The organism is Lapillicoccus sp. (assembly GCF_036559105.1).
In the GTDB taxonomy this organism is placed as follows: domain Bacteria; phylum Actinomycetota; class Actinomycetes; order Actinomycetales; family Dermatophilaceae; genus Lapillicoccus.
In genome coordinates this window covers 1-15652 of the sequence record NZ_DATBTV010000058.1, presented here as the reverse complement: position 1 = coordinate 15652, position 15652 = coordinate 1, and the positions used below count along the sequence as shown (strand labels likewise).

The 15652-nt window shown below is 70.3% G+C and carries 16 protein-coding genes; 14 read left to right on the top strand and 2 right to left on the bottom strand.

Annotated elements, in window-relative coordinates; translation table 11 throughout:
• The 9 genes from VIG79_RS07895 to VIG79_RS07855 all read left to right on the top strand — a co-directional run.
• Positions 1-398, top strand: a 398-nt coding sequence (locus VIG79_RS07895; RefSeq protein WP_331884332.1) for an ATP-binding protein, incomplete at its 5' end; no start/stop codon positions are given.
• Entirely contained in the window at positions 395-2224 is a 1830-nt protein-coding gene (locus VIG79_RS07890) for an LpqB family beta-propeller domain-containing protein (RefSeq protein ID WP_331884329.1), read from the top strand. The genes VIG79_RS07895 and VIG79_RS07890, both read left to right, overlap by 4 nt.
• Positions 2225-2368: 144 nt before the next feature.
• Positions 2369-2542 (top strand): Flp family type IVb pilin, encoded by a 174-nt coding sequence (locus VIG79_RS07885; protein WP_331884326.1) that lies wholly within the window; start codon positions 2369-2371, stop codon positions 2540-2542.
• A gap of 282 nt (positions 2543-2824) precedes the next feature.
• The gene (locus tag VIG79_RS07880) at positions 2825-2977 is read left to right on the top strand and encodes a Flp family type IVb pilin (protein WP_331884323.1); all 153 of its coding nucleotides are present in this window, start codon (positions 2825-2827) and stop codon (positions 2975-2977) included.
• A 90-nt stretch (positions 2978-3067) separates the two neighbouring features.
• Positions 3068-3790 carry a Flp pilus assembly protein CpaB gene (gene cpaB, locus VIG79_RS07875; RefSeq protein ID WP_331884320.1) on the top strand — a complete coding sequence of 241 codons (723 nt, stop codon included), beginning with the start codon at positions 3068-3070 and terminating at the stop codon, positions 3788-3790.
• 8 nt (positions 3791-3798) lie between these two features.
• Complete coding sequence (locus tag VIG79_RS07870) at positions 3799-4980, top strand: AAA family ATPase (RefSeq protein WP_331884317.1); 1182 nt, start codon at positions 3799-3801, stop codon at positions 4978-4980.
• Positions 4977-6341, top strand: a complete 1365-nt coding sequence (locus tag VIG79_RS07865) for a CpaF family protein (RefSeq protein ID WP_331884314.1) — start codon at positions 4977-4979, stop codon at positions 6339-6341. Before VIG79_RS07870 ends, VIG79_RS07865 begins: the two co-directional genes overlap by 4 nt.
• Positions 6338-8344 carry a VWA domain-containing protein gene (locus tag VIG79_RS07860; RefSeq protein WP_331884311.1) on the top strand — a complete coding sequence of 669 codons (2007 nt, stop codon included), beginning with the start codon at positions 6338-6340 and terminating at the stop codon, positions 8342-8344. The genes VIG79_RS07865 and VIG79_RS07860 overlap by 4 nt, the downstream gene beginning before the upstream one ends.
• Positions 8344-9261, top strand: coding sequence for a type II secretion system F family protein (locus tag VIG79_RS07855; protein ID WP_331884308.1), 918 nt, complete (start codon positions 8344-8346; stop codon positions 9259-9261). The genes VIG79_RS07860 and VIG79_RS07855 overlap by 1 nt, the downstream gene beginning before the upstream one ends.
• A gap of 18 nt (positions 9262-9279) precedes the next feature.
• On the opposite strand, the gene VIG79_RS07850 is transcribed toward VIG79_RS07855, so the two are convergent.
• Both VIG79_RS07850 and VIG79_RS07845 read right to left on the bottom strand, forming a co-directional pair.
• Positions 9280-9897: a response regulator transcription factor gene (locus VIG79_RS07850; RefSeq protein ID WP_331884306.1), complete on the bottom strand. Its 618-nt coding sequence runs from the start codon at positions 9895-9897 to the stop codon at positions 9280-9282.
• 56 nt (positions 9898-9953) lie between these two features.
• The gene (locus VIG79_RS07845; RefSeq protein WP_331884303.1) at positions 9954-11534 is read right to left on the bottom strand and encodes a sensor histidine kinase; all 1581 of its coding nucleotides are present in this window, start codon (positions 11532-11534) and stop codon (positions 9954-9956) included.
• Between the two features lie 210 nt (positions 11535-11744).
• On the opposite strand from VIG79_RS07845, the gene VIG79_RS07840 reads away from it, so the two are divergent.
• From VIG79_RS07840 to VIG79_RS07820, 5 genes are all read left to right on the top strand, one after another.
• On the top strand, positions 11745-12491 hold the full coding sequence (locus VIG79_RS07840; RefSeq protein ID WP_331884301.1) for a ComF family protein: 747 nt from the start codon (positions 11745-11747) through the stop codon (positions 12489-12491).
• 181 nt (positions 12492-12672) lie between these two features.
• Positions 12673-13395, top strand: coding sequence for a ribosome hibernation-promoting factor, HPF/YfiA family (hpf, locus tag VIG79_RS07835; protein WP_331884299.1), 723 nt, complete (start codon positions 12673-12675; stop codon positions 13393-13395).
• Between the two features lie 37 nt (positions 13396-13432).
• Positions 13433-14182 (top strand): response regulator transcription factor, encoded by a 750-nt coding sequence (locus VIG79_RS07830; protein WP_331884296.1) that lies wholly within the window; start codon positions 13433-13435, stop codon positions 14180-14182.
• A 44-nt stretch (positions 14183-14226) separates the two neighbouring features.
• On the top strand, positions 14227-15432 hold the full coding sequence (locus tag VIG79_RS07825; RefSeq protein WP_331884294.1) for a winged helix-turn-helix domain-containing protein: 1206 nt from the start codon (positions 14227-14229) through the stop codon (positions 15430-15432).
• A partial coding sequence (locus tag VIG79_RS07820) for a glycosyltransferase (RefSeq protein WP_331884292.1) occupies positions 15429-15652 on the top strand: 224 nt, incomplete at its 3' end. The genes VIG79_RS07825 and VIG79_RS07820, both read left to right, overlap by 4 nt.

Sequence of the window (15652 nt, the reverse complement as noted above, 5' to 3'; positions counted from 1 at the left end):
TCTTCAACCGGTTCTGGCGGGCCGACCCCGCACGCGCCCGCACCACGGGTGGGACCGGACTGGGCCTCGCGATCTCCCTCGAGGACGCGCGTCTCCACAACGGCTGGCTGCAGGCCTGGGGGGCGCCCGGAGAGGGCTCCTGCTTCCGGCTCACCCTTCCCCGCCGCGCCGGCGAGTCACTCGAGTCCTCGCCGCTGCCGCTCAACCCCTTGATCGGCGATGTTCTGGTCACCCGGTCGGGAGTGTCCGGCCTACCGCTCGGGCCGTCGGGCTCCGAGCCGGAGACCGCGATCCTGCGGCGGGTGCGCGCCGCGGCCGACCCCGCCTCCGCCACCGATGCAGCCGCGCCGGCGACGAGCGAACGCACGACAGCCGCTGGGGTACGAGGCACTCCATGACCGCGGGTCGCGTCGCATACCGGATCCGGGTGGGGTTGGTGGCCCTCCTCTGCGGAGTCGCTCTGGCCGGCTGTGGGATCCCGCGCTCCAGCGAGGTCGTCGACGGCCGGCGCATCGGTGACAACGTCGCCCCTCGAGCCCGGATCGTCGTCTTCCCGCCTGCGGTCGGGTCCTCGCCGGACGTCATCGCGCGCGACTTCATCCGGTCCGGCGCGGCCTTCCAGGAGACCGGCGACGACCAGCAGGTGGTCGGTCGCTCGTACCTCGCTCCCGGATCGGTGGACCTCTGGCGGCCGACTGCGCTGGCCACCACGGTCTACGACTCCCGGACGCCGCTGACGATCGAACCGCTGCCCTCGGACCAGGTGCGGCTCACGATCACCGCCGTCGCGACCATCGACGAGACGGGCCACTACCGCGAGCTCCCGCCCAGCACCCTGGTGTCGGCGGTATTCGGGATGACCAAGGTCGACGGGGAGTGGCGGATCAAGCTCCCGGACGACGGTTTCGGTCTCTGGCTCAACACCGACGACTTCGACCGGGTGTTCGCGCCCTACGAGGTCAACTACGTGCTGACAGCACGAAAGGAGCTGGTCCCGGACGTCCGATGGTTCCCGGTCGGCCCCCGGCTACCCACCGCGCTCGCTCGAGCCCAGCTCGCCGCCGTTCCCGCGTATCTGACCGGCGTCGTGGACACGGCGATTCCGCAGGGCACCCGACTGGCCGTGGACGCGGTCCAGGTCGACCCGACGGGGACCGCGACGGTGACGCTGACCAACAGCGCGCAGACGATCGACCCCGCCCGCCGCCGGCCGATCTGGGCGCAGTTCCTCGCGACCCTCACCCAAGCACCCGGCGTGGTGGCGGTGTCGATCGAGGTGCAGGGGATCGGCAAGATCCCGGTCTCCTCCCTCCCGACGGCGGTGTCCTCGCTGTCCGACCTCGGGTTCACCGTCGCGCCGACCGATCCCGCGACGGCGGGGCTGCTCCGGTCCAAGGACACCCTGGAACGGATCAACCCGCAGCTCCTCGACGAGAGCAGCCCGCCGGCGGCCAACGGCTCGAAGACGGTGCCCGGTCTGCCGAAGATTCCCGAGGCGTATGTCAACGTGGCCATGTCCAGCGACGGCAACGACATCGCCGGCGTCTCGGCGAGCCGTGCCGAGCTGGCCCGATGGCGCGGTGGCGCCGGCCTGACGGTGCCACCGTTCGGGACCGGTCTCACCAACCCGATGTATGCGTCGGACGGTCGCCTCTGGGTCGCCGGGCAGGCCGCCGGTGCAGCCAGGATCTGGACCTTCGACGCGTCCAAGCTGGCCGGCGGGCCGGCCGAGGTCACGGCGCCCTGGCTCGACGGGAGGCAGGTCGTCAGCCTCTGCGTGGCGCCCGACTCCACCCGGGTCGCGATCGTCTCCAAGCTGCCCAACGGCACCGACTTCCGCCTCGACGTGGCGGGTATCGTCCGGAACGACGCGGGGCTGGCGACCTCGCTCGCAGAGCCCTACCGGCAGGGCGAGCCGCTCACCCAGTTCGTCGACGTGATGTGGCTGGACCAGATGACCATGGCGGTGCTGGCCCGCGAGGAGGATGGAGCAGCGCTGCGTCCGTTCAAGGTCGACCTCGGTCAGGGAGTCGGGCTACGCCGCGTCGGCCAGCTCGACCTCGACCAGACCCTCATCAAGGAGCTCCCCGCGGCAACCAGCCTCACGTCGCGCGGTGGCGTGCGCGGGCTCATCGTGATGACGCCTCAGGCGGCCTTCCTTCGGGCCGGTAACGCGTGGGCACAGCAGGAGAACGTGACGGAGATCGTCGTCGGCGGGACCTGAGATCGTCCGAACGGACGACCCCGGGGTCGTCCGTTCGGATCCCGCAGCGTGCCGTGACGGGTGATGTGTCAGGTCCGCCGAATAGGCACGATGGATCCGAAGGGGCTCGGTCGGTCCCTTCTCGTACCACGAAGGGAACTCACCATGCTCAAGGCCTTCGCCACTCTGCAGACGCGGCTCCACACCCGCGACAAGGGCGCAACCGCGGTGGAGTACGGACTCCTCGTCGCGCTCATCGCCGCCGTGATCATCACCGTCGTCGCGACGCTAGGCAATCAAATCAACAACGCGTTCAACTCCGTCTCCAGCCAGCTCTGATCCGGCTTCGGCGTGGCCCGGACGGGCTATGGCGTCGGAACCAGCAGCGGGTGAGGATCGTGACGTCGTCCCGCCGGTGACCCGAGCGGAGGCGGCGACCACTTCCGCCCTCGCCCACCGGAGCTCGCCCGATGAGAACCTCCGACGCCGACCGCCGAGCCACTCGGGCGGCTCGCCCGTTGCCCCGGACACTCATCGCCGCCGAAGCACCTGCACACCCTGACGACACCGAGACACCGCACGTCACGCGTGTCCTCGCCATCCCAGCCCCCAGAGGTATAGATGTTCCGCCGCAAGACGACGCCGTCCGACCGGGGGGCAACTGCCGTCGAGTACGCGCTGATCATTGCGGTCCTCGTCCTGGCGGTGGTCTTCGTCGTTGCCAAGCTCGGGAGCCAGGTCTTCACCCTCTACAGCACGGTTCCGCACTTCTAGCCGCCGCCGCGGGGGCCGGCACGGGCCCCTGCCGGGCGCGTGCCATCGTGAGGGAGAGGTAGCACCATAGTGAGTCGTCGCGTGATCGCCATGTCCGCTGCCATCCTGCTCGGGGTTCTCGGCGTGGTGGCCGTCGTGCTCTACGCCAACGGGGCCGACCAACGAGCGGTGGCCGGCGCCGAGCCACGGACCGTCTTCGTGTCCGACAAGGCCGTGCCGCTGGGCACCTCCCTGAACGACGCCGTAGCGAACGGGCTGATCGTGCAGACGTCCCTTCCGGCCAAGGCGGTACCGGCCGGCATCCTCACGTCCGTCACCGACGCCAACAAGGGACTCGTCGCCGTTTCCGACATTCCGCCGGGCGAGTACATCCTCACCGCCCGGTTCGGAACCACCCCCCAGGCCAACACGGCCATCCGCGTCCCTCAGGGCCAGGTGGCCATGTCGGTCCCGCTCAGCGACCCGGCCCACGTGGGGACCTTCGTGGCGCCCGGTTCGCGCATCGTGCTGTATGCGACGACAGGGGGTGGCGCAACCGCCAACGGGGCGAACGGCACGACCACCCATGTTCTCTTCGACGACGTCCTGGTGATCGCGGTCGGGACGACCGCCTTCGCCCAGGCCCAACCAACGGGCGAGGCAACGAGCGCGGCGGGGACGGGCGGGACCCTCGTCACGGTGGCCCTGTCGCCGGAACAGGGCCAGAAACTGGCCTACGCCCTGCAGACAAGCACGCTCTACGCCGGCCTGCTGGGCAACGGCGTCAAGGGCCCCGCCGGTGTGGTCAACGGCGACAACGCCTTCCCACGTTAGGGCACCCGATGGCGATTCTCTGGAACAACGACCCCCGCGCCGCCGAGCGCTACTCGATGGCGGTCGGTGAGTCGCTGCAACCGGTGGAGAGCGCCTCGCTGGCGCTCCGGGTGCTCGAGAGCGACCAATCGCAACAGCTGGTCATCATCGGTCCGGACATCGACATCGACGCGGCCTGCACGCTCGCGGAGATCACCCGGGTAGAACGTCCGGACGTCGGGGTCGTCCTGCTGCGCCGCCGACTCGACGTGTCGTTGCTCACGCAGGCGCTTCGTGCCGGCGTCCGCGAGGTCGTGCCTAGTGACGACCTCACCGCGGTCGCCGATGCCTGTCGGCACAGCAGGGACATCTCGGCCAAGCTCTCGGGTGGCGCCGCGCCACATGGGTCGCGCGAAGGACGCATTGTCACGGTCTTCTCGGCCAAGGGAGGGGTCGGCAAGACGACGTTCTCCACGAACCTCGGCGCCCACCTGGCCGCGACGGGGAGCCGGACGCTCCTTGTTGATCTCGACCTCGCCTTCGGTGACGTCGCCATCAGCCTGCAGCTCCTCCCGGAGCGCACCGTCACCGACCTCGTCCCTATGTCCGGCCACCTCGACGAACAGGGCTTGGCCTCGGTCGTCACCACGCACCCAGCGAGCGGTCTCGAGACCGTCTGTGCCCCCGCCGAGCCCGGTGACGCCGACCGGGTGCAAGGCCCGACGATCGGGGAGCTGCTCCGTGTGGCCAAACGCGCGTACGACTTCATCATCATCGACACCCCGCCGGCCTTCACCGAGCACGTGCTGGCAGCCTTCGACATCAGCGACCAGATCATCCTGCTCGCGACCCTCGACATCCCCGCCCTGAAGAACCTGCGGCTGACCCTGGACACCCTCGACCTGCTCGGAAACCCCACCGAATCGCGTGTGGTCGTCGTCAACCGGTCCGACGCCAAGGCGGGACTGCGCCCAGCCGACGTCGTGACGTCGATCAAGCAGGAGATCGGTGTCATGGTCCCGAGCAGCTCGGACGTGCCGGCCTCGGTCAACCGGGGGGTGGCCATCCTCCTGGAGGAACCCCGCCATCCCGTGAGCGTCGCCCTGCGCCAACTCGTCGACGAGTTCATCCGACCGAGCAACGAACCGGCACCGCCAGCCCGCGAGACGCGCTCCGGTTTTCGTGCCCTGACGAGGGGGAGCCGACGATGAGCCTTTCCGAGCGGCTGGACAGCGTCCGGCGGTCCCAGCAGCCCCCGGCTCCCCAGAACGGTCAGCGTGCGGCGCCCAAGGGCCGGGAGGACCCGGTGGACGCGGTCAAGGCTCGTGTACACGAGGCGATGATCGACCAGCTCGGCCCGAAGCTCTACGACCCGAACATGCTGCTTACCGAGCTCGAGACGAGGGTGCGGCAGGCTCTCCAGCCGATCCTCGACGCCGAGCAGACACCGCTGTCGTCCGCCGACCGCACGCGCGTCTCGCAGGAGGTCTCCGACGAGATTCTCGGCCACGGACCGCTCGAGCCGTTGCTGCGGGACCCGGAGATCACCGAGATCATGGTGAACGGCCCCCGCAGCATCTACGTCGAGCGAGCGGGCCGGATCCACGCCGTGCCGGCGAGCTTCGTCTCCGACGCCCACCTACGCCGAACCATCGACAAGATGGTCGGCCGCGTCGGTCGGCGCGTGGACGAGGCGAGCCCGATGGTCGACGCGCGCCTGCCGGACGGCTCCCGGATCAACGCCGTGATCGCGCCGATCGCGTTGGACGGCTCCATGCTGACGATCCGCAAGTTCGCTCCCGACCCGTTCACCGACCGGGACCTGCTCGCGTTCAGTACCTTCTCGCCCCAGGCCCGTGACCTTCTCGAGGCCTGCGTCCGGGGACGCCGCAACATCGTCATCTCGGGTGGAACCGGTTCGGGCAAGACGACGACCCTCAACGTCCTTTCGGGCTACATTCCGGACGACGAGCGCATCATCACCATCGAGGACGCGGCCGAGCTCCAGCTCCGCCAACGGCACGTCCTGCGGCTCGAGGCCCGCCCGTCCAACACCGAGGGCCGTGGCGAGATCAGCATCCGTGAACTCGTCAAAAACGCCCTGCGTATGCGTCCAGACCGCATCGTCATCGGCGAGGTCCGTGACGGTGCCGCGCTCGACATGCTCCAGGCGATGAATACCGGCCACGACGGGTCGATCACGACGATCCACGCCAACAGCCCCCGCGACGCGCTCTCCCGGCTCGAGACCATGGTGCTGATGGCGGGAGTGGAGCTGCCGGTGCGGGCCATCCGCGACCAGGTGGCCAGCGCGCTCGATCTCGTCGTCCAGCAGGCGCGGATGAGGGACGGCAGCCGTCGCATCGTTGCGATCAGCGAGGTCAGCGGCCTCGAAGGGGACGTCATCACCCTCCAGGACCTGTTCACCTTCGACTACTCGGCAGGACGCGACAACACCGGCCGGTTCCGCGGCGGGCTGGTGAGTACGGGGCTGCGCCCGAAGTTCGCCACCACGCTGCACGACCAAGGGATCGACCTCCCGTCGAGCATCTTCATGCGGAGTTTTGCGTGACGCGTCGGGTCGTGCGCGCAGTCCTGGTGGCCGCGTCAGCCCTGGTCGCCGTCGTGCTGCTCTCCGGAGCGGCGCTGGCTGATACTGGCGCCAGCCTCAGCAGCGTGAAGCGCGGCGCTGACGGGACGGTCACCGGCACGCTGACGGTCAGTGCGGGGACCGATACGGCAGTCGTCGACATGAGCACACTGCGCCTCGTCGTCGAGGGCCAGGAGTACAAGGTCGATGGATCGCCCGGTTCAACCCTGGCGCGCTCGACCATCCTGCTCATCGACCGGAGCGGCTCGATGCGCGACTCGGGGATGTCGACCGTGCGCAGCTCGGTCGCCCAGTTCTTGAGTACCGCACCGAAGGACGTCAAAGTGGGGGTGGTCTCGTTCGGCGACCAGGCGACGCAGGACCTGCTCCCGACGTCCGACCGAGGCGCTGTTCAGACGGCGGTCAACGCCCTGAAGTCCGGTGGCGACACGGCGCTCTACGACGGGGTCGCCCTGGCGGTCAAGACGCTCGGCGACACCGGCGACCGCAGCATCGTCCTGCTCAGCGACGGCAAGGACACCACGAGCACGACGAGCGCTCAACAGGCCGAGCAGCTGCTGACCTCCGGCAACGGCGTCCGCACCGCGGTGATCGCCTTCCGGACCAGCACCACGGACAACCTCGCCCTCGAGTACCTCGCTCGAGCCGGTGGCGGCACCGTCACGCCGGTCGACAATGCGGCCGCAGTCGGCGCGGCTTTCACCGCCGTTGCGAAGGCGCTCGACAGCCAGGTGTCGTGGAGCGCAAAGACCCCCACCTCCCTGTCGGGCACCCAGCCGGTGACCCTGCACGGCAGCGCCAACACCGGCACCTTCTCGGCCTCGAGCGCCGTGGACTTCGGCCCTCCGCCTCCCGTTCCCACCCCGAGTGTGACGACGCCAGCCCCGACTCCGACTCCGACGACAGCGCCCCCCGCCGTGGCTGCACCGCTGCCGGGCCGAGTCGGCGGTAGCGGTTCGTTCTTCACGAGCACGCTGGCCGGCACTCCGCTGGCGGTCGTGGTCTCGGCGCTGGCCATGTTCGCGGCGCTGGCCCTCGTCGTGCTCGCCATGTCACCGGCGTTCCGGTCGCAGCGCCGCGAACGGCTGGCTTCCATCGACCAGTACGTGACGCCGAGCACGCGTCGGTCCGAGCCGCGGACGACCACGTTCCGCGAGCTGACCGGCCACATCGTCCAGCTCGGCGACCGAGCGGTCGAGGGCCGGGGCTCCACCTCGGGCACCACCCTGCTCCTCCAGCGGGCAGACCTGCCGTGGCGCGCGGGGGAATGGGCGGTCCTGCGGGTCGCGGCCGTGGTGGTGGGCCTCGTCATCGGTGGTGTGGTCCTGCACGACGGGTGGGCAACGCTGGTCGGACTCGCCTTCGGCACGGTGGTCGGCCTGCTGGCACCGCCGGCCGTGCTGCGCTTCCTCGCCTCGCGTCGGGCCAAGCGGTTCGAGCGACAGCTACCCGACGTGCTCAACCTCATCGCCAGCAGTCTGTCCACCGGGTTCTCGCTGCCTCAGGCTCTCGACGCGATCGCTCGCGACGTGGCCCAGCCCGCGTCGAAGGAGTTCGCCCGGGCCATGGCCGAGACGCGCATCGGCGCTGACGTCGAGGACGCCCTGAGCAGGATGGCCGACCGGATGGACAGCGAGAACATGCGATGGGCGGGCATGGCCGTCGAGATCCAGCGCCGGGTGGGCGGGAATCTCGCCGAGACACTGCGAGTCACCGCGCAGACCCTCCGCGAACGCGAGTCGCTGTTCCGCCAGGTGCGCACGCTGTCGGCCGAGGGCCGCCTCTCGGGCTGGATCCTGGTGGCTCTCCCCGTGGGGATGTTCTTCTGGATGGCCTACGTCAACCCGGAGTACATCTCCCTGCTCTGGAAGAGCGCGTTCGGGATCGCCATGGTCGTCATCGCCCTGGTCCTCATGGTCATCGGCGTGTTCTGGATGCGCAAGGTCGTCGAGGTGGAGGTCTGATGTCCTCGCAGCTGCTCCTCCTGGCCGGGGTCGGGCTGGTCTTCGTCGCCATCCTCTTCGTGGCCGGCCTCTTCATCGGCGCCGACGAGCCGACCGGGGTAGCGCGCAGCTTGGCCATCATCGAGCGTCAGATCACCCACGACCAAGTGGCGAAGAACGAGCTCCCCGCTCGCGACCGGATCCTCGTCCCGGCGGTTGACCGGTTCCGGCGGCTGGGCTCCGCCGTGTCGCCCAGCGGCACGTCCGCACGGCTCCAGCGGATGCTCGACGTCGCGGGAAACCCGCCGGACTGGCCGGTCGAGCGCGTGTTGGGCGCCAAGGGCCTTGGGCTCCTCTTGGGCGGGGTCCTAGGCGTGCTCCTCGGTGGGCTCACCCTCACCGGCGCCCTCTGTGGGCTGGCAGGGGCGGCCATGGGCCTCTTCCTGCCCGACCTGCTCGTCTACAACGCTGGCCTGCATCGACAAGATCTGCTGCGGACCGGCCTCGCCGACGCTCTCGACCTCCTGACCGTCTGCATGGAGGCCGGACAGAGCTTCGACGGAGCGGTCCTCCAGGTGGCCCGGTCGATCGACGGACCGATCGCCGGGGAGTTCGCCCGGGTGCTGTCGGAGATCCAGATCGGGCGCACCCGGGCCCAGGCCTTCCAGGGCTTGGGTGACCGGACGACCTCTGCGGAGGTGCGCACCTTCCTCAGCGCCATCGTCCAGGCCGACCGGCTGGGGCTGCCGCTGGCCAGTGTGTTGCGGGAGCAGGCGCGCGAGATGCGGCTCGTCCGGCGCCAACGGGCCGAGGAGAAGGCTCAGAAGATCCCGGTGAAACTCCTCTTCCCGATGCTCCTGTGCATCTTCCCCGCACTGCTGGTGGTCGTCATCGGCCCCGGCGTGATCCGCATCCTCAGCGCGTTCACCGTCCACTGACCACCGGCGGACGCCGCCTCAGGACTTGACGAACCCCAGCTTGATGGCGGCCATGACCGCGCTGGCGCGGTTGTGCGCACCGAGCTTCGAGTAGACCTTCGCGATGTGGGTCTTCACGGTCGACTCGCTCATGAACAGCCGCTTGGCCATGCCGGCCACCGAGTCGCCGACGGCGAGGCGCTCGAGCACCTCGAGCTCGCGCGCCGTGAGGTTGGGGCGGACCACGCTGGATCGCCGACGCAAGGCCTCAGCCAGGCCGATGGCCGTGAACGAGTCCGGGACCGACGCGGCGCGACGCACCATCGACAGGACCTCTTCCGAAGACGAGGTCTTGAGGACCAGAGCGGACGCGCCGGCATCGAGCGCCCCGAGGAGCGTCTCGTCGTCGTTGTGCATGGTGAGCACCACGATTCCCATGCGCGGCCGCCGAGACCTCATCGAGGCCACCAAGTCGAGGCCGGATCCGTCGCCCAGGGAGACGTCGACGACCATGACGTCCGCCTCGACGGTCTGGACCAGTCTGGTTCCCTCGGCGAGGTTCGACGCCTGGCCCACCACGGTCAGGCCGCCATCCTCGAGGAGGCGGGCGATCCCGTCGCGGACCAGCGGGTGGTCGTCGATGAGGAGAACCGACACTGCGTGACGGTCAGGAGTTTCTGTGGAGTGGGACACGAGGTCCTCCTTGAGGCCGTTCATGATGCTTGAGGGAGCCTTTCGTCGAGCACCGGAGTGGTTTCGGAGGCGGTCAAACGGACCGAGATCTCTGTCCCACTGCCGGTGGAGGCCACGGTGACTGCGCCCCTCGCGGACCGGGGCAGGTGATTCGACAGCTCGGATTCGGTGAGGGTGCTCGAACCGGATTGGGACAAGAAGAGCTGGGCGTCCGGGGCCTGGCTGCGCAGCGTCACGGTCATCTCGATCGGGGTGCCGGAGCGGCGCGCATCGGCCAGGAAGTCAAGGAAGATGCGGTACAGGCCCGTCTCGACGTGGGCGGGAAGCCGGAACGGAGACTCGGAGAGGCGCAGCGTGACGTCGGCTCCGGTCACCGCTCCGAACACCTGCAGCTGCGACGTGATCGCCGCACCGAGACCCCCTTCGGGTCGCACCGTCAGGCGCAGGTCGCCGATGTGAGAGCGGACGTCCGCGAGGATGCGGCTCACCTCCCCGCGGACCTCGACGGCCTCCGAGCGCAGCTGGTCGTCAGGCAGCCGCTTCAGCCGATCGACGCGGAACCCTAGCGCCACCAGCTCCTGCGCGATCCCGTCGTGGATGTGGCGGGCGAGCCGTTCGCGCTCCTCGATGCCGGCGCGCTCCCGCAGTCCACCGAAGGCCAGCGCGACCGCGACGAGGCCCTGGTGCTGAGACACCACCGCAACCGTGGTCTGGAAGGGGTCCTCGTGGTCGCCGGTATCGCTGAGGCTGTCCGCCACCACCACCCCGATCTGGTCGCCCCTGGTGTTACGCAGCGGGACGGCGACGAGGCGTCGGCCGTCCTCCTGGACTCCGGAGCCGGACTTGCCCTCGTGCCAAGCGCGCCCGAGCACGCCGGTGTCGTCGCGGGGGTCCCCCCAGGGAATCCGGAGCGACCCGCGCAGCGCCAGCGGCACCGGTCGGTCGGTGGGGGCGCCGATGAGCACGGCGGACCGCGGCTGGGCCCCCAGAGGGGGCATGGCGTCGAGGAGGTGCTCAGCCGTCGTCGCCGGGTCGAACCCGGCCCGCATCTCGCCGGCGAGCCCGTCGAGCCGCGACAGTAGCCACGCCGCCTCGTCGGCCAACGCGTCGTCCCGCTCGGGACGTGGTGCAAGTCGCTCGGACCACAGAGCCAGTGCGCCCAGGCTGACCGCGATGCCGAGCCACGGCAGCAGCGTCTCCAGTCGGAGGTCGGCCAGGCCTCCCATGAAGGTGGTCCAGGCCGCCGCGGCCGGGATGAGGTACGACGGGAGGCATACGAAGATCCCGCGCCGGCCCCATTCCTCCCATGCCCGCAGTAGCGGGATGAGACCGGCCAAGAGGGCACCAGGTCCGACTACGAGGGCCAGCCCCGCCGCCACCGCGCCCGCCACGGTCAGGGCGTACGCCGCCAGCCGACGGTCCTGCTCGCGCATGCCGCGAGCGCTCAAGGTCGCTCCGGCCGCCACGTCGAAGGCCAGGACCAGCAGGATCCAGGGCAGGACGCCGGGAGACCCGCCGTGGGCGGCGTTGACGAGCAGGGCTATCACGGCGATCGCGACGCGCCACCGGGCACCGGTGGACAGCACCGGACGAGCGCCCATGAGCACATGCCCCTTCCTGCTCGTTTGACCCGCCATCCGAGCGAGGTCCATCTTCGGGCAAAACGCCAGGGCGCGGGTCTGACTTGTCCAAAATCCCCCACAAATGGGCCGAACGGACCATCTTCCACAGCCTGTGTCCTCCTCGTCCCAGCCTCCACAGGTCCCGAACGGTCGGGGGCACACCCACCGGCCGGGGGTCAGGGTGGTGCCATGACTAGTGCCAAGACCCTGACCGGCAGCATCACCCGGTCCGTCGCCGTCGGTGGACGAGCGATGGCCGAGGCCCTGCTCGACCTGGCTCTACCCAGTACCTGTGCCGCCTGCGACGAGCCGTGGGGTCCCGTGTGCCCCGCCTGCGACCGCGACCTGCGGGCCGGCCTGTTCGACCGACCGCGCCGCTCGATGCCCGACCCGGTACCCATCCACCTGCCTCCGGTCGCGAGCCGGGGCCCGTATGCAGGCGTCCTGCGGCAGCTGGTCTCCGCCTACAAGGACGACGGTCGGCGCGACCTACGCCCGGTCCTCGCCGGCCTGCTGACCGAGTCGCTCACCGTTGCGGCCTCGGGTCGACCGGTCGTCGTCGTGCCTATGCCCTCGTCGCGGGAGGCGATCCGCCGGCGGGGGGACGACCCAGTGCGCGACCTCGTGTCGGCGGCGGCCGCTCACATGCCCGGCTCGCCGCCGGTCCTGCCGGTCCTGCGGCCTCGGCGCCGGCTTGCCGACCAGTCGACCCTGGGGCGGCGCGAGCGCGCAGCGAACCTGTCGGGGGCCTACGCGGTGCGCGGTGGCGGAGCCGCCGAGCTGCAGGGCCGGATGGTCGTTCTCGTCGATGACGTCGTCACGACCGGTGCGACCCTGGCCGAGGCGGCCCGCGTGGTCCGGGCAAAGGGGGGACTGGTCGTGGGAGCGGCGACGCTAGCCGCCACCCAGCGACGGGCCCGAGGAGGGCGAGCATGACCGGGGGCACGTCCGGGGACGTGGGGTGCGCGACCGGCCGCGGCCCTCCGGTACCGCACGGCGGCCGGAAGGGTTACGGTCGTGACAGGACTCCGACGTTGAGGCGGATGGGAGGTGGGCCATCGGTGACGAGGGCCTGCCAGGCCCGAGGCGAACCATCCCCCACAGCGAGGAGAACGACGTGGACAACGACGTGGATATCGTCGTGACCGGGCGTCACACCCAGATCACCGAACGCTTCCGCACGCACCTGGAGGAGAAGCTCTCGAAGGTGCCCCATCTCCTGCCGCGAGTCTCGCGGATCGACGTCGTCGTGACCCACGAGAAGGCGGTCCGCAACTGCGACGCCGTGGAGATCACGTGCTACGCCAAGGGCCCGGTCATCCGGGCGGAAGCCTGCACCGACGATCTCTACGCTTCGCTGGACATCGCGCTGGACAAGCTCTTCGAACGCCTTCGTCGCGCCTCCGACCGTCGGCGGGTGTCGCGAACGGGCCGACGCGTGCCGGAGTCTGTCGCACGCGCGACCGGCCGGCTCGCCGACGGTGGTGCCGACACCTCCGCAGCCCCGTCGGGGGCGCAGGACGCATCAGTGACACCGGCCGCCAACGGGGCCTTCGGTGCCATGGGTGAGTCGCCTATCGAGGTACGCGAGAAGGTCCACGCCAGTGCGCCGATGACGCTCGAGGACGCGCTCAACCAGATGGAGCTCGTCGGACACGACTTCTACCTCTTCCACGACTCCGACACCGGCCAGCCGAGCGTGGTCTACCGGCGGCGGGGCTGGTCCTACGGCGTGATCCACCTGAAGGTCGACGCCTCCGATGCACCGACCCCTGAGCAGGGGGCTCTCGCTGCCTCCGACGGGCAGGCCACCGCCTCGGTCGGGTCGGCGACCGGCTGACCCGAGGCACGGACGACGGCGTGCAATGATGCCCGACATGGGCGGTTTGGGTAGCGAAGGGACGCCAGCCGTCGAGGCGCGCTCCGGTGCAGTGACGAGCGTGGACCTGAGCGGCCAGCCCGAGGCGATCCGGGTTCTCGTGGCCGACGACCACGTCCTGTTCCGCCGCGGCCTGGAGATGGTGCTGCAGGCCGAGGAAGGGATCGAGGTCGTCGGGGAGGCGGGCGACGGTGTCGAGGCGCTGCGCCGCGCCGAGGAGCTGCTGCCGGACGTCATCCTCATGGATGTCCGGATGCCCAAGCAGACGGGGATCGAGGCCTGCTTGGCCATCAAGGAGTCGGTGCCGTCCAGCCGCATCGTCATGCTGACCATCAGCGACGAGGAGTCCGACCTCTTCGAGGCGATCCGCGCGGGCGCGAACGGGTATCTGCTCAAGGACATCCCCGGCGAGGACATCGCCGACGGGATCCGGGCCGTCCACACCGGGCAGTCCCTCATCTCCCCGTCCATGGCCTCGAAGCTGCTGGCCGAGTTCGCCCAGATCAGCCGTCGGGAGGAGCAGGCGCCGAACCCGCACGCGCCGAAGCTCACCGCACGGGAGGTGGAGGTGCTTCGCCTCGTCGCCCGGGGCTTGGGCAACCGCGACATCGGCCAGCAGCTGTTCATCTCCGAGAACACGGTCAAGAACCACGTCCGCAACATCCTCGAGAAGCTGCAGCTGCACACCCGCATGGAGGCGGCGATGTACGCGGTGCGGCAGAACATCATCGACCCGCGCCAGTCGTGACCGTCTCGGCCTGACCGTCAGACCGACCTTCTAGGCTCGCTGTCATGGCCGGCCGGACGTTGACGATCGCGCAAGCCCGTCGGGTCGCCCTCGCCGCTCAGGGGTTCGCGGACCCCCAACCCGAGCCGTGGGCCGCGACGATGCGCCACGTGCAGCGCGTCATCGACCGCGTGCAGGTGGTCCAGATCGACAGCGTCAACGTCGTCTCGCGCAGCCACTACCTCCCCTTCCTGGCGCGGCTCGGACCCTACGACCGCGACCTGGTCGACCGTGCGTGCAGTCGCGCCCCGCGTCGGCTGGTCGAGTCCTGGGCGCACATGGCGAGCCTGGTCCCACCCTCCACCTGGCCACTGCTCGACTTCCGGATGCGTCGGGCGGATCAGGAGGCCTGGGGTGGCGCCCAGTCGGTCCGCCGCGAGTTCCCCGGGCTGGTCGACGCCGTCCTCGACGAGGTCGAGCGCCGGGGCCCGCTGACCTCACGAGAGGCGGAGGTCGCGCTGGCCCACGACGCTCCCCGCAACCGCGACCACTGGGGCTGGAACTGGTCGGCCGTCAAGACCTCGCTCGAGCTGCTCTTCCGTTCCGGCCAGCTCAGCTCGGCCGGCCGCACCAGCCAGTTCGAACGCCGGTATGCGTCGCTGGCTACGGTCGCGCCGGCGTCGGTCCGGGACCTCTGGCTCGACCCGAGCCTCCGGCCGAACGAGGAGGACGCGATCCTCGAGCTGGTCCGCCTCGCGGCGCGAGCGCACGGTGTGGGCACCGAGCTCTGCCTGCGCGACTACTTCCGGCTCAAGTCCGTCCAGGTCCGCCCGGCCATCGCGCGACTCGTCGAGACCGGGGAGCTCGTACCCGTCACCATCGCCGGCTGGGGCAGGCCGGCCTGGTTGCACGCCGAGGCCCGCATCCCGCGGCGGGTGCACGCGGAAGCGCTCCTCAGCCCGTTCGACTCCCTGGTCTGGCAGCGCGAACGCACCGAGGCGCTCTACGACCTGCGCTACCGGATCGAGATCTACACGCCGCAGGACCAGCGGGTCCACGGCTACTACGTGCTCCCGTTCCTCTACGGCGACAACCTCGTCGCGCGGGTCGACCTCAAGGCCGACCGCGCCGCCGGCGTCCTGCGACTGAACCAGGTCACCTGGCAGCCCGGCGCACCGGGCGAGGCCCGCCCTGCGCTGCTGCGCAACCTCGCGTCGATGGCCGACTGGCTCGGCTTGGACGACGGGGTCGTCGAGGCGGTGCCGGCGTGACGGAGCCGGTACCCGACGCCGACCCGCCGGCCGTCATCGCGGTCGTCCCGGCATACCGGCCCGGCCTCAACCTGCTGGAGCTCGTCGCGGGCCTCCTCCCCCAGGTGACCCAAGTCGTCGTCGTCGACGACGGCAGCCCCTCCGGCCAGGAACTCCTCGACGCCGCGGCCGAGCTCGGAGCTCACGTCGTCCGCCACGACACGAACCGAGGAATCGCCGC

Bases quoted from the DNA above. Each gene is read 5' to 3' on its own strand.
- VIG79_RS07890 (WP_331884329.1), top strand. From the start codon at position 395: ATGACCGCGGGTCGCGTCGCATACCGGATCCGGGTGGGGTTGGTGGCC.
- VIG79_RS07885 (WP_331884326.1), top strand. From the start codon at position 2,369: ATGCTCAAGGCCTTCGCCACTCTGCAGACGCGGCTCCACACCCGCGAC.
- VIG79_RS07880 (WP_331884323.1), top strand. From the start codon at position 2,825: ATGTTCCGCCGCAAGACGACGCCGTCCGACCGGGGGGCAACTGCCGTC.
- cpaB (WP_331884320.1), top strand. From the start codon at position 3,068: ATGTCCGCTGCCATCCTGCTCGGGGTTCTCGGCGTGGTGGCCGTCGTG.
- VIG79_RS07870 (WP_331884317.1), top strand. From the start codon at position 3,799: ATGGCGATTCTCTGGAACAACGACCCCCGCGCCGCCGAGCGCTACTCG.
- VIG79_RS07865 (WP_331884314.1), top strand. From the start codon at position 4,977: ATGAGCCTTTCCGAGCGGCTGGACAGCGTCCGGCGGTCCCAGCAGCCC.
- VIG79_RS07855 (WP_331884308.1), top strand. From the start codon at position 8,344: ATGTCCTCGCAGCTGCTCCTCCTGGCCGGGGTCGGGCTGGTCTTCGTC.
- VIG79_RS07845 (WP_331884303.1), bottom strand. From the start codon at position 11,534: ATGGGCGCTCGTCCGGTGCTGTCCACCGGTGCCCGGTGGCGCGTCGCG.
- VIG79_RS07840 (WP_331884301.1), top strand. From the start codon at position 11,745: ATGACTAGTGCCAAGACCCTGACCGGCAGCATCACCCGGTCCGTCGCC.
- VIG79_RS07830 (WP_331884296.1), top strand. From the start codon at position 13,433: ATGGGCGGTTTGGGTAGCGAAGGGACGCCAGCCGTCGAGGCGCGCTCC.
- VIG79_RS07825 (WP_331884294.1), top strand. From the start codon at position 14,227: ATGGCCGGCCGGACGTTGACGATCGCGCAAGCCCGTCGGGTCGCCCTC.